This window comes from Reinekea sp. G2M2-21, assembly GCF_015687175.1.
Lineage (GTDB): Bacteria > Pseudomonadota > Gammaproteobacteria > Pseudomonadales > Natronospirillaceae > Reinekea.
The window spans coordinates 377,887-399,266 of record NZ_JADPQG010000002.1 but is presented as its reverse complement, the minus strand read 5'-3'; the positions used below and the strand labels follow the sequence as shown (position 1 = coordinate 399,266).

21 protein-coding genes are annotated in these 21,380 nt (G+C 50.1%); 12 read left to right on the top strand and 9 right to left on the bottom strand.

Annotation, left to right across the window (positions count from 1 at the left end):
• Nucleotides 1–4 precede the first annotated feature (4 nt).
• The 4 genes from IYN85_RS10590 to IYN85_RS10575 all read right to left on the bottom strand — a co-directional run bounded on the left by IYN85_RS10590 (nt 5) and on the right by IYN85_RS10575 (nt 2,704).
• Complete coding sequence (locus tag IYN85_RS10590; protein WP_196158867.1) at nt 5–907, bottom strand: DMT family transporter; 903 nt, start codon at nt 905–907, stop codon at nt 5–7.
• Between the two features lie 62 nt (nt 908–969).
• Entirely contained in the window at nt 970–1,647 is a 678-nt protein-coding gene (locus IYN85_RS10585; RefSeq protein ID WP_196158866.1) for an OmpA family protein, read from the bottom strand.
• A 151-nt stretch (nt 1,648–1,798) separates the two neighbouring features.
• Nucleotides 1,799–2,308, bottom strand: a complete 510-nt coding sequence (locus IYN85_RS10580) for a winged helix-turn-helix transcriptional regulator (protein WP_196158865.1) — start codon at nt 2,306–2,308, stop codon at nt 1,799–1,801.
• Nucleotides 2,309–2,374: 66 nt separating this feature from the next.
• Nucleotides 2,375–2,704, bottom strand: a complete 330-nt coding sequence (locus tag IYN85_RS10575) for an HU family DNA-binding protein (protein ID WP_196158864.1) — start codon at nt 2,702–2,704, stop codon at nt 2,375–2,377.
• A 147-nt stretch (nt 2,705–2,851) separates the two neighbouring features.
• Between IYN85_RS10575 and IYN85_RS10570 the strand changes: the two genes are divergently transcribed.
• Together IYN85_RS10570 and IYN85_RS10565 are read left to right on the top strand one after the other, a co-directional pair.
• Complete coding sequence (locus IYN85_RS10570; RefSeq protein WP_196158863.1) at nt 2,852–4,096, top strand: HD-GYP domain-containing protein; 1,245 nt, start codon at nt 2,852–2,854, stop codon at nt 4,094–4,096.
• Between the two features lie 92 nt (nt 4,097–4,188).
• On the top strand, nt 4,189–5,424 hold the full coding sequence (locus IYN85_RS10565) for an MFS transporter (protein WP_255533711.1): 1,236 nt from the start codon (nt 4,189–4,191) through the stop codon (nt 5,422–5,424).
• Between the two features lie 10 nt (nt 5,425–5,434).
• On the opposite strand, the gene IYN85_RS10560 is transcribed toward IYN85_RS10565, so the two are convergent.
• From IYN85_RS10560 to IYN85_RS10550, 3 genes are read right to left on the bottom strand one after another with little or no spacing between them, the layout of a single operon-like run.
• The gene (locus IYN85_RS10560; protein WP_196159193.1) at nt 5,435–5,971 is read right to left on the bottom strand and encodes a prepilin-type N-terminal cleavage/methylation domain-containing protein; all 537 of its coding nucleotides are present in this window, start codon (nt 5,969–5,971) and stop codon (nt 5,435–5,437) included.
• Nucleotides 5,972–6,013: 42 nt separating this feature from the next.
• Nucleotides 6,014–6,607 (bottom strand): histidine phosphatase family protein, encoded by a 594-nt coding sequence (locus IYN85_RS10555; protein ID WP_196158861.1) that lies wholly within the window; start codon nt 6,605–6,607, stop codon nt 6,014–6,016.
• Nucleotides 6,604–7,329: a Type 1 glutamine amidotransferase-like domain-containing protein gene (locus tag IYN85_RS10550; RefSeq protein WP_196158860.1), complete on the bottom strand. Its 726-nt coding sequence runs from the start codon at nt 7,327–7,329 to the stop codon at nt 6,604–6,606. The genes IYN85_RS10555 and IYN85_RS10550 overlap by 4 nt, the downstream gene beginning before the upstream one ends.
• A gap of 239 nt (nt 7,330–7,568) precedes the next feature.
• Here IYN85_RS10550 and IYN85_RS10545 point away from each other — a divergent pair, with 239 nt between their 5' ends.
• The 5 genes from IYN85_RS10545 to rmf all read left to right on the top strand — a co-directional run bounded on the left by IYN85_RS10545 (nt 7,569) and on the right by rmf (nt 14,307).
• Nucleotides 7,569–8,435: a hypothetical protein gene (locus IYN85_RS10545; RefSeq protein WP_196158859.1), complete on the top strand. Its 867-nt coding sequence runs from the start codon at nt 7,569–7,571 to the stop codon at nt 8,433–8,435.
• A gap of 120 nt (nt 8,436–8,555) precedes the next feature.
• Nucleotides 8,556–9,539: a prenyltransferase gene (locus tag IYN85_RS10540; RefSeq protein WP_370592186.1), complete on the top strand. Its 984-nt coding sequence runs from the start codon at nt 8,556–8,558 to the stop codon at nt 9,537–9,539.
• A 259-nt stretch (nt 9,540–9,798) separates the two neighbouring features.
• Nucleotides 9,799–12,123, top strand: a complete 2,325-nt coding sequence (locus IYN85_RS10535) for a Tex family protein (RefSeq protein WP_196158858.1) — start codon at nt 9,799–9,801, stop codon at nt 12,121–12,123.
• A gap of 215 nt (nt 12,124–12,338) precedes the next feature.
• Complete coding sequence (gene gshA / locus IYN85_RS10530; protein ID WP_196158857.1) at nt 12,339–13,883, top strand: glutamate--cysteine ligase; 1,545 nt, start codon at nt 12,339–12,341, stop codon at nt 13,881–13,883.
• Nucleotides 13,884–14,106: 223 nt separating this feature from the next.
• Entirely contained in the window at nt 14,107–14,307 is a 201-nt protein-coding gene (rmf, locus tag IYN85_RS10525; RefSeq protein WP_196158856.1) for a ribosome modulation factor, read from the top strand.
• Between the two features lie 3 nt (nt 14,308–14,310).
• Here the strand turns inward: rmf and IYN85_RS10520 are convergent, their stop codons facing one another.
• A complete protein-coding gene (locus IYN85_RS10520; protein ID WP_196158855.1) occupies nt 14,311–14,736 on the bottom strand; it encodes a flagellar basal body-associated FliL family protein in 426 nt (141 codons plus the stop codon).
• 305 nt (nt 14,737–15,041) lie between these two features.
• Between IYN85_RS10520 and rsd the strand changes: the two genes are divergently transcribed.
• From rsd to IYN85_RS10500, 4 genes are all read left to right on the top strand, one after another.
• Nucleotides 15,042–15,506, top strand: a complete 465-nt coding sequence (gene rsd / locus IYN85_RS10515; RefSeq protein ID WP_196158854.1) for a sigma D regulator — start codon at nt 15,042–15,044, stop codon at nt 15,504–15,506.
• Between the two features lie 204 nt (nt 15,507–15,710).
• The gene (locus IYN85_RS10510) at nt 15,711–16,622 is read left to right on the top strand and encodes a WD40 repeat domain-containing protein (protein WP_196158853.1); all 912 of its coding nucleotides are present in this window, start codon (nt 15,711–15,713) and stop codon (nt 16,620–16,622) included.
• Nucleotides 16,623–16,666: 44 nt separating this feature from the next.
• Complete coding sequence (locus tag IYN85_RS10505) at nt 16,667–17,374, top strand: ParA family protein (protein WP_196158852.1); 708 nt, start codon at nt 16,667–16,669, stop codon at nt 17,372–17,374.
• A gap of 155 nt (nt 17,375–17,529) precedes the next feature.
• Nucleotides 17,530–18,789 carry a hypothetical protein gene (locus IYN85_RS10500; RefSeq protein ID WP_196158851.1) on the top strand — a complete coding sequence of 420 codons (1,260 nt, stop codon included), beginning with the start codon at nt 17,530–17,532 and terminating at the stop codon, nt 18,787–18,789.
• Here the strand turns inward: IYN85_RS10500 and IYN85_RS10495 are convergent.
• Entirely contained in the window at nt 18,786–19,220 is a 435-nt protein-coding gene (locus IYN85_RS10495) for a DUF2390 domain-containing protein (protein WP_196158850.1), read from the bottom strand. The two genes, IYN85_RS10500 and IYN85_RS10495, sit on opposite strands and share 4 nt — an antisense overlap.
• Here IYN85_RS10495 and IYN85_RS10490 point away from each other — a divergent pair.
• A complete protein-coding gene (locus IYN85_RS10490; protein WP_196158849.1) occupies nt 19,219–21,123 on the top strand; it encodes an ABC-F family ATP-binding cassette domain-containing protein in 1,905 nt (634 codons plus the stop codon). The genes IYN85_RS10495 and IYN85_RS10490 overlap by 2 nt on opposite strands.
• The last annotated feature ends 257 nt before the right edge of the window (nt 21,124–21,380 follow it).

The window sequence follows — 21,380 nt, the reverse complement described above, 5'->3', positions numbered from 1 at the left end:
AGGTTTACCGGGCGACAAAAATCAAGCTAGTTCCGGCGACCACAATACAGGCTGCCATCGTAGAGCGCCAGGAGGGCCGTTCTCCGGTAAATATCCACAGTAGCGGTAGGATAATCACCGGAGTCGTGGCACTGAGGATAGTGGCAATGCCCAATGGCGCTAAACTGATACTGATCAGGTACAGACTCATGCCAATCGCCATGCCCATCAGTCCGCTGAACATCAGGATGGTCATCAGCCGCGGAGTTAACAGGCGATAACGACCGAAGCCACCGGAAAAACGGCTAAAAAACAAACTGATGAACAGAAACAACACTGCGACCCATACCCTTACCATGGTCGCGAATACCGGGTCTTGGTCGTCTCGTAGCAAACCGACGACAATCAGTGCGCCCACGGATTGACAGGTGGCTGCACCAAAACCCGCCAATATGCCCAGCCCTGTATGGCCTGCAGACTGCTCCCAATGATGGGTGCCTGCTTTGGCGCGAGCCATGATCGCAATGAAGACCCCTAGGATCACTGCGACCACACCGAGCAGATTCACAGCATTGACGGACTCCCTGAGAATGAAGACGCCAAACAGGAAGGACAACGGCGCGTTGGTTGCAAACAACAGACCAGCCATTCTCGGGCCTAATATTTTGACGCTGGTAAAGAGCAGGGTATCGCCCAAAAAAATACCAATGAAACCTGAAAGTATCAGCGTTGTCAGGGCGTATGTATTTGGCCAGGACCACTGTCCGGTTACCAGTAACCAAAGGGTGAGCAGGCTGGCGACAATTAACATTCGCAAGGCGTTAAACGGTATCGGACCCAAAACTCGAACCGGTCCAACCGCCAGTAAGCCAGCGACCGCCCAACAACTGGCGGCGCCCAAGGCGGCAACATATCCCAGGATTTCCAACAGACATTCCCCAAACGAAAAAGGGGCCTCAAACGAGACCCCGGTAATATCGATCCGAGTTTTTATTCGGCGACGATTGCATCCAACGTGATTTCAACACGACGGTTCTCGGCGCGACCCTCAGCGGTACCATTATCCGCAATGGGTTGCATTTCGCCGAAGCCGACGGCGGCAACGCGTTCAACCACGATACCTTCCTGTAAAACAATATTGGCAACAGAAGTTGCCCGTTGCTCAGACAGTAATTGGTTAAACTCTTCAGAACCGCTGCTGTCGGTATGTCCACCGATGGTTACCAACGTGTTTTCATATTCTTTCAACACTTTGGCCACCGATTTCAGAGTAGGGAGGAACGATTCTGCCACATCCGCGCTGCCTACATCGAAGGTGATATTGCCAGGCATGATCAGATCAATCTGGCCTTCCTCGGTTCGTTGCACCTGAACTCCGGAACCCACCAATTCATCACGTAATTCCTTTTCCTGTTGGTCCATGTAAAAACCAACCCCACCACCGGCGACACCACCGATACCGGCGCCAATAATGGCTCGCTTGGCGCGTTCTTCTTTTGGTGCGGTCGCCGCACCGATAACAGCACCAATCAGACCACCAGCAATGGCACCTTTTGATGCGCCACTGATTTGCGTCTCACCAGAGTACGCTTCTAAGGTGGTACAACCGGATAGCACAGCGCCGGTTAATGCCAGGGGAAGGCCAATTTTTGCCCAACGATTGATCATAATTTACTCCTGAATGGACTCTGATGTTTGCTTTGATCGCTAAGATTTAATGACTCTGTCAGCATACCTTAGCCTATTTTTTGCGGTTGAAAACCCCGCGTTCGAATTTGATGCAACGCTGGGCTGGAATTTAACGTTTGTTTTTACGGCCTTAAGTTCGAAAGCGATGACTGACCAAATCAATGGGTAGCTTGTCGGTTTGCTTCGACGCCTCCATGACGATATGACTTTTCGATTCACGAACGTGTGGCAGTGCCAACAGCAGTTCACCCAAATGTTTACGATAGCTTTTTAAATCCGGCAGGCGCAGTTTTAACAGATAATCAGACTGGCCGGAAATCAAGTGACACTCCTGTACGTAATTCAATTTCGCCGTGGCTTGATTAAACTCGGCAAACGCCTCCGGGGACTGACTGGCTAGGGTTATTTCCAGGAAGACCAATAATTCAAGACCCAGGTTATCGGGATCTAATTTGGCGTGGTAGCCCTGAATATAACCTGAATGCTCCAATCGTTTAACCCGGTCCATGCATGGCGTGGTCGACAAACCGACTTTTTGGGCGAGGTCGACATAAGACAAGCGTGCATTATCCTGCAGGGCTTTGAGTATTTTCAGATCAATGCGATCCAATGGTCGGGATTTTGACGTGTTTTGAGTCAAGGCGGGCACCGAAGTGAGCAGCTAACAAGGCCCAATGATATTGGGCCCGGGAGAGGACAAGTTGGTTTAAACCGCCATGTCCTTCAATTTTTTCAATGGACGGATTTTTACCGTCGTACTTGCTGGCTTGGCCGCAATCATAATTTCTTCACCGGTGAATGGGTTAACACCAGGACGGGCTTTACGGGCAGGCTTTTTAACGGTTTGAATTTTCATCAAACCTGGCAGTACAAATTCACCACAGGCGCGCTTCTTGATGTGGCGTTCCATGATGTCTGCGAGTTCGTCTAAAACCGCCTGAACCTGCTTTTTGCTTAATTCCGTGCTTTCGGCAATCTCAGTTAAAATTTGGGTTTTTGTGTAACGTTCTTTAATGGCGGTTGGTTTTTTAGCCATTGGATTGTCCTTTGTGTGTTTGATGGAATGACGTCAGTCGATGCGCGGAGTATTACAAAGTGGCACAAAAAGACAATAGAACATTCGTGGATTTTCTGTATAAAGCTGTACTATTGGTAATTATTCAGACGAATTCAGGCGTATCGTATGCAAGTTGGCCAGGAAACTGACCAGACCATTTGGGAAAATCAGCAAAAAATACCCAGTCACCAGCTACAGCTTGGGCATTATGTCGCTCGTTTGTCGGCTGCCTGGAGTGAAACGCCATTTCTTTTGCAAGGCTTTGTGGTCGCCGACGAGGTCGAAAAACTTTGGATCCAACAGCACTGCGAATGGGTCATTGTTGATATTGCCAAAAGTCGTAACGCCCAATCAGTGTCGGCGGCGATGCAGTCTATTTCGCCGAATCGCCCTCCTTCGCCTCTGATCAAGAAACCCATTACCGCGCAGTCGATGAAAGCATCGCTGACGAGCTATCTTGATCTGAATAAACAAGCCCGGCGCATAATCGATCATTTTAAAGATCTTGGTCAGGATGATGTCCGTACTACGGTCGTGTCGGTTCGCCGCATGGCCATGTCATTGGCTGACAACTTACCGGCGCTGGTTTGGCTTACACGGATTAAACATGAGGATGCCTACACTGCAGAGCATTGTCTGAATGTCTGTGTGTTGGCTATGGGGCTGGCCCGCACGTTGGGTTGGAATGATCGCGATGTGGCTCAAGTTGGTGTCGCTGGTCTGCTGCACGACCTCGGCAAAATCGATGTCGATCACCAGGTGCTGAACAAACCCGGCAAATTGACCCAAGACGAATACGAAGTCATGAAGCAACACCCCGTTTATGGCTATGAGCGGTTACGTCACGAACCAGAACTGAGCGAACGTATCTTGAATGGCATCCGACATCATCATGAGCGGCCCGATGGCAAAGGCTATCCGTCAGGTCAAACCGGTAGTCAGATTGATGATATGGCGAAAATAGTTGCGATTGTCGATGCCTACGACGCCATTACCTCCAACCGTGTCTATCAAAAAGCCCGATCCCATCATGAAGCCATGGGTATTCTATGGCGTCTCCGCGACAGCCAATTCGATGGCCAGATGGTGGAAGCCTTTATTCATTTCTTAGGATGGGTGACCCCAGGGACCCTGGTTGAGCTAACGTCCGGTGATCTCGCCGTCGTCATTCAGGCAGCCGAAGGCCAGCGTTTGTATCCAAAGGTCCGTATCCTGATGCCGACCAATCAGGGGTTCAGACTGGGGGCTATCTGGGATCTAACAAGCATGACAGCCGCCCAAGGCGAGACCCGGATTCACATTGCCAATGTGTTACCCGATGGCCATCTCGGCATTCAATTAGAGCATTTCGCCGAGCAGCTGTTTGATTGACGTTGGCCTTTGGCTCGCCTGTTGTTTCAATTCGCTGAACCTGCCAATTTGACGTATACTTCGCGCCCCTGAAAATTGGTGCCCGTCTTGCTATGTTTGCTCAACTCTCCCGTTTTCCCGCTGCCGTATGGGTCGTTTTGCTAGGAACTTTTTTGACGCGTGCGTCTTTTTTTATGGTCTGGCCGTTTATGGCGGTGATTCTGCACAATAAATTCGCCATGCCCCAGTCGCAGATTGGCGCCATTCTCAGTATGACCGCATTGGCCGGCGCCCTGTTCTCACTGTATGTCGGGTTCCTGTCCGATAAAATCGGCCGCAAGGGAGTCATCGTCGCGGCCTGTGGCATCTATGTGTTGGCCTTCATTTTGCTCGCGTTGGCGTCGGTCGCCTGGCTGTTTGCGATGGGTGCTGTATGTGTCGGTATGAGCCGTTCCATGCTGGAACCACCTGCCCGGGCGATGATTTCGGATCTGATTGCGGACAAATCGCAACGAGAGCTGGCGCATCATGTACGTTATTACTTGGTGAACGTTGGCGCCGCCTTTGGACCGTTGGTGGGGCTGAATCTGGGTTTCACTGGAGCGCAAACCACGTTTTGGCTGGTGGCCCTAGCCTATGGCACCTGGGGATTGAGTTTTGTCTGGGTATTTCGCCGTATCAACAGCAATGAAGAAGTGCCAAAAATTCCTTACCGGTTTCGCGATGCGATGCGGGTGCTGCGCAAAGATCACGCTTTTCTGTTATTGATTCTGGCTAATGCCTTAGTGATGTACAGCTATCTGCATCAAGAGACGTCGTTGGTGCAATACCTCAATCAACTGGGCGATCGGGTGGTGCAAATCTATACCCCCATAATGCTGATTAACGCATCTATTATTGTGCTGTTGCAGTTTCCGATACTGAAGTTACTGTCCAATCGCAGTCTGTTGTTTCGCGTGAATGTCGGTTTGATCGGGTTTATCGGCGCTTTTGTCATGTACGGCTTTATTCCGCTGCATGGTCCAGTGTATTGGTGGTATGTGGCGACCGTGGTGTTAAGTTTAGGGGAAGTGGTGCTGTTTCCAACCTTTAGTCTGCTGATTGACCGTATCGCGCCGGATCATATGCGCGGAACCTATTTCGGTGCCAGTGGTTTGGGTGCTATTGGCGTCAGCCTTTCGCCATTGGTTGGTGGTATTGTGTTGCAGTTTGCGGGGGGGCCGACGTTGTTTTTCTCAACGGCGCTGGTTTTACTTGTCGCCGCATGGTTGTATTTACGCAGTGATCAGGAGTTATTGAACCGGCAAGCGCAAACGACCGTTGGCTCCAGCGTCGTCACGGAACCCTAACTCCGGTTAGTTAGCAGTCGTCGATAACCAAACGGACGGTGCACATCGGGTCGCCGAACGAATCGTATTCCACAAAGCAACCCAGCTTGCCGGCGGACGGAAACTGATAGCCGACCCGGGTGAATTGATTGTCTACCTCGGTTTTCAGATCGCCGTCGAGTCCGGTTGGATTTGCCGTTAATTGAATGTAATCGAGCATTGACAACGTACTGTCTGACAGCGCATCGCCCCATTCTGGAATGCTTTCTGGACACAGATTCCGCCAATCAACTTCGACAGACAGCCCTTCGACATCCACAATGTAATTCTGCTGCCCATTGCCTGGATTGCTCGGCGCAATTTCCAACCCCTGAGACAAAGCCTTTACTCGGGTTATGGCCGCGGCAGAGCGCATGGCGGCACTGACACCATCCAACGTGGCGATTCGCGCCTGCCGGGATACCTCCCAATAACTGGGAATAAAAATAGCCGACAGGATGCCAATGATGATGATCACGAGGATCAATTCGACCAAAGTGAAACCCCTTTGTTTTGCACAGTAAGGCATGGTTGGTTTCCAATGCAGGTGGTTGTCGTCGATGCTGTCCATTTATAGACAATGCTGGTGATCATTCAACTGGTATGCCACCACCTGACCGTCCTCATCGAAACGAAAGCTGTTCAGGCAAGTGTTGTGCTGAGCGAGATGGAACCAACGGTCCATCGGCCAATTCAGCAACGCGCCGATTACGGGCCGAAACAGACCGGCGTGTCCTACAATGAGTAGATGTTCATTGGGCTCAGCTCTAATTCGATCTGCCAGCTCTCTCGCCCGTTGTTGTAATTGCGCGATAGACTCGCCACCGGGAATGACGAAGTCCTGCAGCGACTCCATATCGTCGGGCTCATGAGCGCGCAGCTGTGCCACTGGCAGGCCTTCGAATGTACCGAATGAGCGTTCTATCAGTACTTCCATGGTTTGGATTGGCAGCTGATGATGTTCATTGATGGTGATGGCCGTGTTCAACGCTCGGTCTAAAGGGCTGGACCACAGGCCATCAAATGTCTGCGATTTCAGTACTTCGGCCACTCGCTGGGCCTGTTGCTGACCGTCGCGGTTTAAAGGGGTGTTGGTCTGACCTTGCAGCCGACCTTGCCGATTAAAATCCGTTTCACCATGACGAACCAGGGTCAAAAAATTCACGCAGACTCTCCTAAAGGCAATTTCTGGCCATCGCCGTAGCGCTGATAATCCAGCCCTTGCTTGGACGACCGGTAGAGCCCAACTGCTGCGTTGGGCAAACAACTGAGAGCCAGGTAGCGATTGTCATGTATCCAAACAGCGGCGCCATCATCGGCGCCCAGTCCAACAGCATCGGTGTTCCGGACCAGTTCTGTAAAGGGTTGATGGCGTTGTTCAGAGTCGACATGCGGGCAAAAAATCTCCGGCGTCAGGTTTAAGCCCGCAACGGAAGCAAAGGACCAATCCGCCTCATCATTGAACGCGTCACTGTCCGACAGCCCGGCTTGAAACCAGCAGATCGCACCGGCGCTTAATCCACTGAGTACGCACCCGCGCTGCCCTGCCTCAAGGAGTAAGTGATCGACTCCGGTTTCGTGCCAGCGCTGCATCATCAACCGCGTGTTACCACCGCCTACATAAACCAGGTCGGCGTTGGCAATACGCTGTTCGATGTCCTCTTTGGTTAATCGCGGCTGGCTCAGGCACAAAAACTCAACCTGGCAACCCAGTGTTTTACCGTAAACGTTTCTGAACGTTTCGCAGTACCCGGCGGAATCCTGGCTCGCGGTGGGTAGAAACAGGGCATTAGGCTGTGGCTTCCCGGTTAAATCGACGATGAAACGATCGATTGGCAAGGTTTGCTCTAGCCGAAGCTCGCCTCCGCCGATGGCTACTATGTTCACGGGTGTCTCCTTACTTATGCCCTTCAATGGTTGATAGACGCTCGATCTGTATTTGACCCGGTTCTCGGTTCGAACACAATCGATAGCCATCAAGATTGGTGCTATCACGCGATGAAGAGGAATATGAATTGGTCTTGTTGTCTGTGATGTTAGTACCAATTTATTAATTGGGTTTATTTATTGCCTGTTTTTCAATCAAAAGGTACTATTTTGGTATTATAATAATACGAGGAGGCAACATGAAACTATTTCGCCTGATCTTCACCGCGTTCACTCTCACGACTCTGACCACCTTTTCTTTCGCTGAAACCGTACCCGTTTATATTCCACCTGACGTTCTTGCGGACTACCAATTATTCATGGCAGGCCGGGATCCGGCGACCATCACCGACTATTCTGGCAACGGGGCTCGACGTGATGTGGTCGAAGTCGTGCTGTTTCAACAAGCGTTATTGCGCACAGGTGGGCGGTTTCAGGTGCAGTTTGTAGAGCAACCCGACTATGGTGCCATGCTGGACGGCTTGGAAGCTGGCGACGCCATTGCTTCGGTTACCAGTTTATGGCGCAAAGATCTGTCGCCGCGCTGGGATAACCTTTATATCACCACGGCGGTCATTGAACGGGGCCAGTTTGAAGCTGGTTTTTACACGTCACCCGCGAACAGTCGAGCTCTGGACAGCCGGGATAATCTTGAATTGCAGACTCTGCAAGGTGTTTCGAGTAAAAACTGGGTGATTGACTGGAATACCCTGCAGGCCTTTGGTGCCAATGTTAGTCATACCGATACCTGGGGTGACATGGTGACTCAGGTGTTCAGCGGTGACAGCGACTATCTGCTGGCGCCATTTCAGGCGACACCGGATTTAGCCCTGGATTTACCCGAAGGAAAAATGGTACCCATTCCAGAAGTGAAGATAGCGTTGGTCGGCACCCGACATTTTGCCGTGTCACGGGCTCATGCGCTTGGCTGGGATTTCAACACCGCCCTGCACCGTGGTCTGATGCAGATGAAAAAGGACGGGCTGGTGGTAAAAGCCTACACCGATTGCGGATTTCTGAACCCGCGTGTCAGCGAATGGCAACTGGTCAACGGTCCTGATCGCTAACAGTAAGCCTTCTGTGACGGCTTATGAGTCGTCACGTCGGACTCAATGTAATTAAGTCTAAAAACCAAGGCTGGAATCGTGCTTTAATGCGGGCAATTCTCATTGCAGGAGCTGACGACTGTGATTCCAGCCTGGACTCAAATCCTTACCCGAATCCCCCGAATTGACCAGACAGACTGGCAAACCATGGGACTGGCGAAACGCTGGTTCATTGCCACGCGTTCTGCTGTGTTTGTGATGACTCTGTTTTCAGCGTTGATCGGTTTGTTGATGGCTGTGCCGAGCGGATCGTTCGATCTGGTGAATGCCATATTGGTGACAGTGGGTTTGGTGCTGGCACACGCCACCAACAATCTGGTAAACGATTGGACTGACTTTAAAAAAGGCGTCGATAAAGACAACTATTTCCGCACGCAATATGGTCCGCAGCCGTTAGAAGCCGGATTCGTCACTGAAGCGACGCTGTTCCGTTACATCACTGTAACCGGTGGGCTGGCACTGCTGATTGGCGCAGTGCTTATTTGGCGGACAGATATCAATACTTTTTACCTGATGTTGGCGGGTATGTTCTTTGTCTTGTTTTACACCTACCCGTTGAAATACATCGGTCTGGGCGAGCCGGCGGTCTGGTTGGTTTGGGGACCGTTGATGGTGTGTGGATCGGCATATGTCGTTAGCGGTCAGTGGTCAACCCCGGTGTTTTGGCTTGCCGTGCTCTATGGCCTAGGACCTACCACTGTCTTGTTCGGCAAACACACAGACAAATTGGAAGAGGACAAACGCAAAGGCATCAATACGCTTCCTGTGTTGCTGGGTGAAATGGTCAGCCGTTTCATGGTGCTGATGATCTGGCAGGTGCAGTATTTGGGCATCACCATCGCCGTTTTGCTGGGTGTGCTGAACTGGCCGTTTCTTCTGGTATGGTTGGCGTTGCCGAAAGCTTTAAAAAATGTTCGCTATTTTGCCAATGAGCGCCCGAAACAAGCGCCTGAGGATCTGCCAGAAGGGTTTTGGCCTTTGTATCTGGTCGCGTTTGCGTTTGACCATAACAAAGCCTTCAGTGGCTGCTTGTTCTTAGCGGTGTTACTCAACCTGATCGTCTAACCGGACAGAAACGTCGTACTCAGTGCAACGGATCGTCTTCGATGCGCGTACCGCAGAATCGACAAGCGGGGTGCTTAATCTGCACGCCGTTCGGAAATTCAAATCGCTGCGATGAGGCGATCAACTTCACAGTTCGTGTTTTAAAAACCGAGTAAAATCAGCCAGTTAGCTTTTTGTACAGGGCTTGCAATCCGGGCAAAAAGCCCTAATGATTGCGCCTTCGTCATCGTATTCCATTCATAGTTTTTTCAGGATTCTTATGTCTGCCATCGAACAAAAAATTGCCAGTGAGTTAAAGGTTCAGGAACGCCAGGTTATGGCCGCTGTTGCGCTGTTGGATGAAGGCGCGACCGTTCCCTTTATCTCTCGTTATCGAAAAGAAGTTACCGGTGGTCTGGACGATGGCCAGTTGAGAACGTTGGAAGACCGTTTGCGTTATCTGCGGGAAATGGAAGAGCGGCGCAGTTCGATTTTAGCCAGCATTGAAGAACAGGGTAAGCTGACCGACGAGTTGAAAAAGGCCATTTTGAATTCCGATACAAAGACTGAACTGGAAGACCTGTATCTGCCTTATAAGAAAAAGCGTCGCACCAAAGGCCAGATCGCCATTGAAGCCGGTTTGGAACCTCTGGCCGATGCCCTGTTGGCCGACCCCATGCTGGATCCTGAAACATTGGCAGCCGATTATTTAAACCCAGAGGCTGAAGTCACCGACACCAAAGCCGCCTTAGACGGTGCTCGCTATATTTTGATGGAACGCTTCGCTGAAGATGCGCAGCTGTTGAAAAAGCTGCGTGAGTTCATGTGGCAAAATGGCCAGATTCAGGCGCGCGTTATTCCCGGTAAAGAGTCCGAGGGCGAAAAATTTCAGGACTACTTCGAACACGATGAAAACATCAATAAAGTACCCAGCCACCGAGCATTAGCGATGTTCCGTGGCCGCAATGAAGGTGTATTGTCATTGTCTCTGGTTATTCCAGACGAAGATCCGCGCACCGGAGGAACTGGTGCCATGATGGTTGCAGAACAGTTTGGCTTAGAAGACCAGTCACGCCCGGCAGACAAATGGTTGATGGATGTGTGCCGTTGGACCTGGCGAATCAAGTTGTTAACCCATATCGAAACGGACTTGTTTGGCCGTGTGCGTGAGACCTCTGAGCAGGGCGCGATTGATGTGTTCGCCAAGAATTTAAAAGATCTGTTGTTGGCTGCGCCAGCGGGTCCGAAAGCCACCATCGGTTTGGATCCGGGTCTGCGCACCGGTGTCAAAGTTGCGTGTGTTGATGCCACCGGCAAAGTGCTCGACCATTGCGCCATTTACCCAACGCCGCCGCAAAACCGTATCGCCGAATCGGAACAGGTTCTGGTGGCCATGTGTGCAAAATACAATGTTGAACTGATCGCCATCGGCAACGGTACCGCTAGTCGTGAAACCGAACGTTTCGTTAAAGGTATGCTCAAGAACTACCCGCAAATCAAAGCGCAAGCAGTTGTGGTGAATGAGTCTGGGGCGTCTATCTATTCCGCCTCGGAGTTTGCTGCAAAAGAATACCCCGACCTGGACGTGACGATCCGTGGTGCGATCTCTATTGCTCACCGGTTGCAAGATCCGTTGGCGGAACTGGTGAAGATCGATCCGAAGTCGATTGGGGTCGGTCAATATCAGCACGACGTTTCGCAGGTGGCTTTGGCCCGTCAGCTGGACGCGGTTGTTGAAGACTGTGTAAATGGGGTTGGTGTGGATCTGAATACAGCGTCCGCGCCATTGTTGGCTCGGGTTTCCGGGTTGAACAGCACCATTGCCAATAATATTGTCGCGCACCGCGACGCCAATGGGGCCTTCCGTTCTCGCAAACAATTAAAAGACGTTGCCCGTCTCGGACCGAAAGCATTCGAGCAGGCCGCCGGTTTCTTGCGCATTATGGATGGTGATGATCCGTTGGACCGTTCCGGTGTGCATCCGGAAGCCTACTCGGTGGTAAACAAAATTGTCGACACCAGTGGTAAATCGGTTCGTGATGTCATTGGCGATACGCAGTTCCTGAAAGCGCTCAATGCCGCTGACTACACCGATGAAACCTTTGGTTTGCCAACGGTGACTGACATCATTAAAGAACTCGATAAACCTGGACGCGACCCGCGCCCAGAATTTAAAACCGCTGAATTTCAGGACGGTGTCGAGAAGCTCAGCGACCTGCGTCTGAACATGACACTGGAAGGCGTTGTAACCAACGTAACGCACTTTGGTGCCTTTGTGGATGTGGGTGTGCACCAGGATGGTTTGGTACACATCTCAGCCTTGAGTCATACCTTTGTTGATGATCCCTCCAAAGTGGTTAAGGCTGGTGACATTGTTAAAGTTAAAGTCATGGATGTGGATGTCGCGCGTAAACGGATTGCGCTGTCGATGCGTTTGGACGACGACGCCAATGAGCATGCCGAGTCTGGTTCATTGAAATCAGGTTCAGCTGAACGCGGTGGTCGCCGGGGCGCTGCGCCTAAAATGAAACAGAAAGCCGCGCCGTCAACGACGTTAGATTCTCTGTTCGATCAGGCGTTGTCGAAGAAGAAAGCTCGCCTCTAATCGACCAGCATCTCAGTTTGCCCAGGGCATATATGCCAAGCTCTCACTGGCGCCACTGCAATGGTGGTGCCGGCTCTCTTCGATCCTCTATTTAGGAATTATCACGTCATCACTGAGCCGATGATATCAATGTCCGTGACAATGGCCGATCGACTGCCTTGACGTTCCTCGAATCGCCCCCATACTTTGAAGCGACCCAAATTGAGGATTCCCCTTTGCCTGTCATTTCCCGTCTGCAGCAACTGAATGAACTACACCGTAATGCCTTTACCTTTCAGCGTGGTATTGAACGGGAAACCCTGCGGGTGACCAAAGCCGGTGACATAAGCCAACGACCGCATCCTGCCGGTTTGGGTTCGGCGCTGACGCACCCGTCTATTACCACCGATTATTCCGAAAGCCTGTTGGAATTCATCACGTCAGTGCATACCGACAAGAAAAGTTTGATGAACGAATTGGATGAACTACATCGGTTCAGTTTTCAGTATTTGCAGGACGAATACCTGTGGAGTGGCAGCATGCCAGCCGCGTTGCCAGCGCAGGAACAGATTCCTATTGCCCAATATGGATCGAGTCACATCGGTACCCTGAAAACCATTTACCGACACGGTTTATGGCATCGCTATGGGCGTAAAATGCAAACCATTGCCGGGTTGCATTACAACTGGTCACTGAGTGAAGAATTTTGGCGCCAATGGGCGCTGGTGAATCATAAAACCGGTGACCTGACGGATTTTAAAACCGATGAATACTTTGGTTTGATTCGCAATTTCCGGCGCTACAGCTGGTTGTTGCTTTACTTGTTTGGATCATCCCCTGCGGCGGATAGCAGTTTCATCGACCATCGTGTGGATTATCTGCAGAGCATAGGGGATACGCTGTACCATCCATACGCCACCAGTTTACGCATGAGTGACTTAGGGTACTCAAACAAAGCACAGGCCGAACTGTTTGTCTGTTTTAATTCACTGGAATCTTACGGCAAGACCTTGTCTGAAGCGATTCAGCAACCCTATCCAGCCTACGAAGCCATCGGTCTAAAAGAGGGCGATGCTTATAAGCAACTTAATACCAGTATTCTGCAGATTGAAAACGAATATTACTCGGATATCCGACCCAAACGGGTTGCTTATTCCGGCGAAAAGCCGCTGCACGCACTTCGGTACCGTGGCGTGGAATACATTGAAGTGCGTTGCCTGGATGTGAATCCTTATCTGCCTCTGGGTATCGATGATCAGCAGATTAATTTTGTGGATCTATTTTTACTCTGGTGTCTGGTGCAGGATAGTCGCCCGATTTCCACTGAAGAATGCATGCATTTGCAGAACAACAGTCGCCGAGTCGCTATTAACGGACGTGATCCAGAAGTTTTGATTCGCCATTTCGGGGAAGATCACAAGTTGCCAGAATTGGCTGCGACGCTGGTGGATTCCATTTGTCAGTTTGCTCAAATGATCGATAAAAAAAATGGTGCGCAATGCTACACCCAAGCTTGTCAGGCTCAACACGATAAGCTCAACAATCCGGCTTTGCTGCCATCCCAACGCGTGCTGGATGATGTGAAAAAGGCAGGGTCGTATAAGGCGTTCAGTCTTGCGCAATCTCAACAGTTTGCCGACCAGTTTGCTGCGCCGTTGTCCCTTGACGACAAAGCGAAATATGAATCGTTAAGTGAGGAAAGTTTGCGGCGTCAAAAAGATATTGAAGCCAGCGATGTAGGTTCGTTTGACGATTTTCTGGCGGAATATTTACGCCAATAATCGGACAGTCAATGATGCACAGTTGTGCTGTTTTAACGCAGTGCCACTGTTCTCCAAAAAACCACCACTTATCGGTTTAATCTGTGACTCGTTAGTCACATTACAATGATATATCGTTTACAATGCGTGACATAGGGATCGGTACCACGCATTATCAGTACAGATCAAAACACCAGCTTGTCTGACGGTTTAAAGCGACCGTATGCACTGGAGAAAGGATGTTATGACAGAAACCCAATGGACTTTGGATTCGCTCAACAAAGCCTACCAGCAAGGTTATATGACTGGTCTGGCCGGAAAGGAAAGCGACTTTTGCCCGTATCAGAACGATGTTCTCATTGCCGCATGGGAAGCCGGCTGGGACGATGGCTTAAGTCAATATCGGCGAGCGATGAAAGATCGTGCCCATAAAAGAATGGCCTAACCCTTACGACTGCAAAATGAAGGCAGTGAACAGCACTCGGTCAATCAGTGTTTTACCCGTCTCCTTCAACATCAAATCCTGTAGTTCCCTCAACGCTTGCTCCAATATTTCATCACGCCCGGCACTGCTGCGGATTTTTTCCGCTGGCTGACGCGAAAACAGCATGATGATCTGGTGCCGGATGGCGTCAGAATGAGCGGTCACTTCCAAAGCCGCAGCTGCGTCTCTAACGCGTAATGTGATCGACGCCTGCAAATAACGGGTTCGTTTAGGGTCGCCGTAATTCAAGGTAAATGCCGGTTCCAAATCTACATAAGATGGTCCAACTGCCGCTGGTGGGTCTTCCGCAGCCGTATGTGTCGCTAAGGCAAGGCATAAAATCGTTGCGAACAAGGCGACGAAACGGCGCAAAATAGCTGGATGGAGCATGCGTAATCCCAATGTAAGGTGCCAAAAGAGTATAGGTTATCCCAGAGTATCGGCCAGCAAAGGCAAAGCTTAACCTCTGTAAAAAAGCCGTTAATGCTTTGTTTATCACCGTCATTGACGTTCTCTGGAGTGAAATGCACGCGCTGTCATGGGGTTATAATTAGTGTTGTTTCGTGTCTTATGGCTCTGAAGCCGAACAGTCAATTTGTTGATGACAGTTGTCTGATGCGGTGGCAACGCTTATATTGTAAGAACACTATTAAGCGACAACGGCAGGCATTGCCGTCTCAATACAGGTCATTTTTATGTTGGAAAATTGCAAAACAGCTCAGGAACGTTGGGGTGGGACACATGAAATGATTGACCGATGGTTGGCAGATCGCCAACAAGCTCTCATCAGTTATTTCGCCATTCAGGACGCACAGGGAAAAGACGAATTAAGTGACCATTTGCAGCGTTTTTGCCAACAGCTGGTGGATTATGTCTCCGAAGGCCACTTTGAAATCTATGAACAATTATTCCGCGAAGCCAAGGAATTTGATGATGGCGGTATCGAGTTAGCGCGCGAACTGTATCCGAAGATAGAAGAGTACACACAGCTAGTCCTCGATTTTAATGACAAATACATCTCTGCCGATCATGTTGAAATGAACATTCAATCGCTTAAAGAAGACTTGTCAGCACTCGGTGAGAAAATGACCGAACGCTTTGACATGGAAGATCAGCTTATCGAGCGTTTGCATAACGTCCATAAGAAAGTGATCGCCTGACTGGCGCTTGCTGAATATATCAGCTCAGATCTGAAACCCGCCCCTGCGGGTTTTTTGCTATATCGCGCTTCTGTTTTTTGAGGATTTGGGTCTTCAAGCGGCCTTTTCTCGCTCATTTAACCAGTGGTGCTACACTGCATTTGAAGTCAGCACCGATTAAAACTCATGAATTTTTTCCGTCAGACGCTGCTCTTGGTGTCGTTAATGTTCTGGCTAGTTGGATGTCTGCCAACTAAGCCTGAGCAAAAATGGCAGGTTGCCCTCAATGGGGCTTACGCGGCGTCCATTGATCTGCAGGGTCGAGGCATGGTCTTAGGATCATTCCAACATGGTGGTTCCTATTGGGACCTTACAAAGATCGCACGCAATTTCAATTGGAATCACAAAGAAGGTTTTGTGACGGAAATCCTTTATACCGATCTATCGGACGATGGCAAATTTGCACTCACGGCTAACTATTACAACCTGGTTTTGTGGAATACAACCAATGGCCAACCGATTTGGTTTTGGTCGGCGCCTGCCAGAATCGAAGCCGTGGACTTGTCGGCCGACGGTCGTTTTGCTCTGTTGGGTCTCGATAACAACAAAGCGGTATTGTTTGACGCTCAAAACGGTGGCGTATTGCGCGAATTTCTCCATGCGGGGCCGGTATCCTCGGTCAGCTTGAATGTTGCCTCGGGTCTGGTGCTCACCGGGTCGGAAGACACTACTGCGAAACTGTGGAATCTGCGCAACGCTGAATTGATCCGCACGTTTCAGTTCAATAATCAGGTTTCCCTGGTCCGCTTCAGTCGAAGTGGCACAATCGCCTTGATTACTCCTGCAAATGAAAAATCGGAACTTTGGAACCTTCCTCGTCGGCAGATCATCAGCAGTCTCAATACCGCTAAATTCAGACTCTACAGTGCAGAGTTTGTCGGTGACAGTCGCCTCTTGGTCGGAACTACCCATCGTAACATTTTTGAATTTGATGCCCGGACTGGGGAAAAAACCGCTACGTGGCAAATCGGCACGGAAGGTAAGCAAGCATTTAAAAGTGCCATTGTGCTCGATTTAGCCTGGAGGGGGACCCAATTGCTTGCGATTGGCTCAAATGGTTATTTGTATGCTTTTTGATTGGCGAAAATCTGCTAGCATGGAGGCGCATGGCGGGAGTACACATGGCAACCACGACACCACATTCTGAAACAACAGCAAGAGTCATTAATGCGCCGACTCCTAAACGGGTGTTGATCGCAAATGCCAAAGGTGGCAGTGGAAAAACAACCATTGCGACCAATCTGTCCAGTTTCTTTGCCGCACGCGATGAGCATTGCGCTCTAATCGACTTTGACCCGCAGGGTTCAGCGATACAGTGGTTGCAATTGCGGCAATCCAACCGATCAAAAATTCATGGTGTATCAGCTTTTAAGAAGTCGACGACTCAGGTTACCCGAACCTGGTATTTACGGAACTTGCCTGCCGAAACAACGAAAGTGGTCATTGATACACCCGCTGGCTTAACCGGGATGTTACTCAATGACCTGGTTCGCGAATGTGATTACATAGTGATTCCGGTGACACCCTCACCCATTGATATTCGCGCCACCACTTTCTTTATCAAAGAATTGTTTTTAACACCCGCCTTTCGAACGAATCCCCGGCGCATTGCCGTGGTTGCAAACCGTGTCCGTAAAAACACTCTGGTGTACTCAAAATTAGAGCTGTTTTTAAAGAGTTTGAAGATCCCTTTCATCGCGTCTTTTCGTGATACTCAATTTTATATTCGAGCCTCAGAATACGGTCTGGGCATTCACGATTTAAACAATGCGCACAAATCCGATGTCACGGATTGGCAGAAATTGGTTGATTGGATCGATACACACTGAATATTCGCCAAAAACTTGATTAAAATCGAAACAAACGCTTGAATTTTTCGTGTCGGATGACAATAGTACGTCGTCGGAAAATCATTGATGTAATGCTTAGGTAATTCTGGTCGATAAAGCTGGAAAATACCTTCAAAAAATAGAGGACTGGGGTCATGGCCGCTGCAAAGAAAAAAGCTACTAAAAAAGCAACAACGACAAAAGTTGCAACGAAGAAAGCACCTGCAAAAAAAGCACCTGCAAAAAAGGCAGCTGCTAAAAAGCCGGTAGCGAAAAAACCATCTGTGGTAAAAGCTGTTGTTTCTGAAGTGGATCAGTTGAAAAAAGAACTGGTTGCTTTAGAAGCGAAAGTAGCAAAAGCCCAGGAAAAATCGCTGAACGATGCCGTTAAATCGGTAGCAACTTTGACAAAACAGCTGGCAGCGGCAAATAAAAAAGCCAAAACAGAAGCTGGTAAGAAGGCTAAGGCTGTCGCCAAGGCGAAGAAATCAAACACAGCGGCGAACAAAGCTGCAGTTGTTAAAGCGTCCGAAGCTGTAGAAGTGGCCAAAGCCTCTGTCGCAGAAACCAAAGCTGCATTGGAATCTGCAAAAGCGACTCAGGAAGTCCTGAAGTTTGAAAGCGCATTGGCGAAGACCGTTGCTGCCGGTATCGACAAACTGCGTAAAGATGAAGACAAGGCCCGCCAGACACGTGCGAAAGCCGAGGCAAAAAAAGCGGCTGACGCTGCCAAGAAAGCGGCACTTGCTGAGAAGAAAGCCGCTGCTGCTGCCGCTAAAAAGGCAAAGGCTGCAGCGAAGAAAGCCGCTGCCAAGGCTAAGTTAGCAGCAAAAAAAGCAGCTGAAAAAGCGAAATTGGCTGCAAAGAAAGCCGCTGAGAAAGAAAAAGCCAAAGCTAAAAAAGCAACTGCCAAGAAACCCGCTGCTAAAAAAGCTGCAGCGAAAAAGCCAGCCGCTAAAAAAGAAGCTGCAGCACCTGCGGCAAAGAAAGCAGTAGCAAAGAAAGCCCCTGCTAAGAAGGCAGCGAAGAAGGCGGCTGTCAAGCCCGCTGAGAAAAAAGCGGTTGCGAAAAAAGCGCCTGCTAAGAAAGCGGCCGCCAAAAAGCCTGCAGCAAAGAAAGCCGCTCCAGTAAAAGCAGAGGCTAAGAAGCCAGTTGCTAAAAAAGCCCCTGCTAAAAAGCCTGCGGCGAAGAAAACTGTTGCCAAGAAAGCACCCGTTAAACCTGTTGCTGAAAAAGCACCGGCAGCTGTTGTTAAAGCGCCGGAAGCAAAACCGGCTGAAGCGCAAAAGCCAGCACCGGTCGCCGCTACACCAGCGACCAAGCCAATTGAAGCGCCGAAACCTGTTGCACCTGTGGTTAATACCGCGCCAACCACGGAAGGCCGTAGCATTTTTGATCCGACAAAAGACGCTTAACAGTTCGCGAGCGTATCAATAAAAGGGGCTAAGGCCCCTTTTTTCAATTTTAAACACTGCGTGTATTCTGCAATATTCGACTGACAATCGCCTGGAAGCATCATGCTCTGCAGCAGTTGAATCTCGACCCCCTCCATCATCAACTCCCAATCTTTCAGTTGAGGATAATAGGCCTCCCCTTTTGCAGTTTGACGCAGTGATCGTATTCGCCGGGTTAAGGATTGCGCCCTGCTAAACGGCGGATAACGCCACCACTGAGTGGGCAGTCTTTGTTGGTTGTGCTGGGCAAATGCCAATGCGAGTAAAATATTGACGCTGGCGTTTTGGGACGCTTGCCAGTGTAAAAGATCCGCTTGATGGTGCGGATAAACGTTAATTGCGTATTGCCACAATGGTATCGAAGCCAGTGCGTTGGTAAACTCCCGCTCCATGATAAAACTCTCAAATGTTTCTCTTCAGCTTGGTGGAAAAACCTTGCTGGATCAAGCCAGTGTCACGATCAATCCCGGTGAGCGAATCGCCGTGATCGGCGCCAATGGCACCGGAAAGACAACCCTGTTTAAAGTGTTGCAGGGCGAGCTTGGTCTCGATTCTGGTGATTGTCAGGTGCCGCTCGGTTGGCGATTGTCCCATATGGCACAGGAAATAACCGAGGTTAAGCGTTCAGCGCTCGATTTTGTGCTCGACGGCGACCATCACCTTCGTGCATTAGAGCATCATTTGCTGGTTGCTCAGCAAGCAGGCGACGATCATGCCGTCGCGGACGCCCTTGGCGCGCTGGATAATTACCATGCCTTCAATAAACGGCATCAAGCTGAACAGTTGCTTGCGGGTCTGGGTTTCGCGGAAGAGGCCTTTGACAACCCGGTTGGCTCCTTTTCCGGTGGTTGGCGGGTACGTTTGAATCTGGCTCGGGCGCTGATGTGTCCAGCAGATTTACTGTTACTTGATGAACCGACCAACCACCTCGATCTGCACACCTGTTACTGGTTGGAAGGTTGGTTGAAACAGTTCCAGGGTACATTGTTGTTCATTTCCCATGACCGTGATTTCATGGATGGAGTCGCCACTTCCGTGGTGAGTTTTGAGCAACAGAAGCTGATCGCCTACCGTGGTAACTACTCTCAGTTTGAAAGACAGCGCGCCGAGCGCATGGCTCAGCAGCAGGCTGCTTTCGAAAAACAACAGAAGCAGCGGGAGCATTTACAGTCTTTCGTTGACCGGTTTAAAGCCAAAGCCAGTAAAGCAAAGCAGGCACAGAGCCGCGTAAAAATGTTGGAAAAGCTGACCCTCAACGCACCGACGATTCTGAGTCATGGTTATGACTTGTCCATCAGCGCGGATGGTCGAGTTTCCGACCCCGTCATTTCATTGCACGACGTCCAGTTGGGGTACGGTGAGAAGACCATTTTGAGTCATGTGAATGTCAGCCTGCACCCCGGGACACGGCTGGGATTATTAGGCGTGAATGGTGCCGGTAAGTCGACGTTGATTAAAGCTTTGTTTGGTGACCTGGTCCCGCAGGCCGGCCATGTGCATCGCGGACAAAATCTGAAACTGGGGTACTTTGCCCAGCACCAACTGGAATCACTTGATGAAGATGGCAGCCCCTACTTGCACATTCGTCGGTTAGACGGTGTCGCTCGTGATCAGGATATTAAAAACTTTGTCGGGCGTTTTGGGTTTTCCGGGGAACGAGCTGACGAACCGATTCGGCACTTTTCCGGTGGGGAAAAAGCGCGGGTAGCGCTGGCGATGATCGCCTGGCAGAAACCCAACCTGTTGTTGCTTGACGAACCGACCAACCATCTCGACTTGGAAATGCGGGAGTCGCTGAACTTTGCCCTGCAGCAGTACGAGGGCGCGGTGATTTTGGTCTCGCATGATCGATATCTGCTTAACTCGACGGCGGAGGAATTTTGGTGGGTACGCAATGGTCGCGTTGAGCCCTATCACGGTGATCTAAACGATTACTTTCAAGAGTTGTTGAAAGCGCCTAAGGCGTCGCAAAGCCCCGCTCGGCACACGGCAGCAGAGCCCGACACCGTCGTCGATAAAAAATTGCAACGTCAGGCACGCGCGGCGGAGCGCGAAAAATTAAAACCCTTGATGAATCGGATCAAAAAGGCCGAGTCAAAAATGGATCAGCTGAACTCAGATTTGCGTAACATTGAAAATGAACTTTCTGACGCCACCCTATACGAGTCTGCGCGCAAAGAACGGTTACAAGTGGTACTTCGTCAGCAGGCGGAATTAAAATCTGCGTTAGACGAGGTGGAAATAGAGTGGATGGATGCTCAGGAGCAACTGGAGACCATTCAATCGTCCACATAAACTGTGGATAAGTCATTGAATAACATCTTTGTATCCACCCACAGTCGGCACGGTTATAGGCCTGTACGGAATTGATCCACAAATGATCAGCTCTGATTTTAGTAGGTTTTTCAATGGTTTAGCGGTTGACAGCGGTCGTTATTTAACATCCGGCAACCGCTGAGCCCGGTTAGTAAATAAATGTGTATAGATGACCGCGCCCAGCGTCATTGAACACGGAAAGAAAAGCTGATGTCTGGCGCAAAGACTGGCTATAC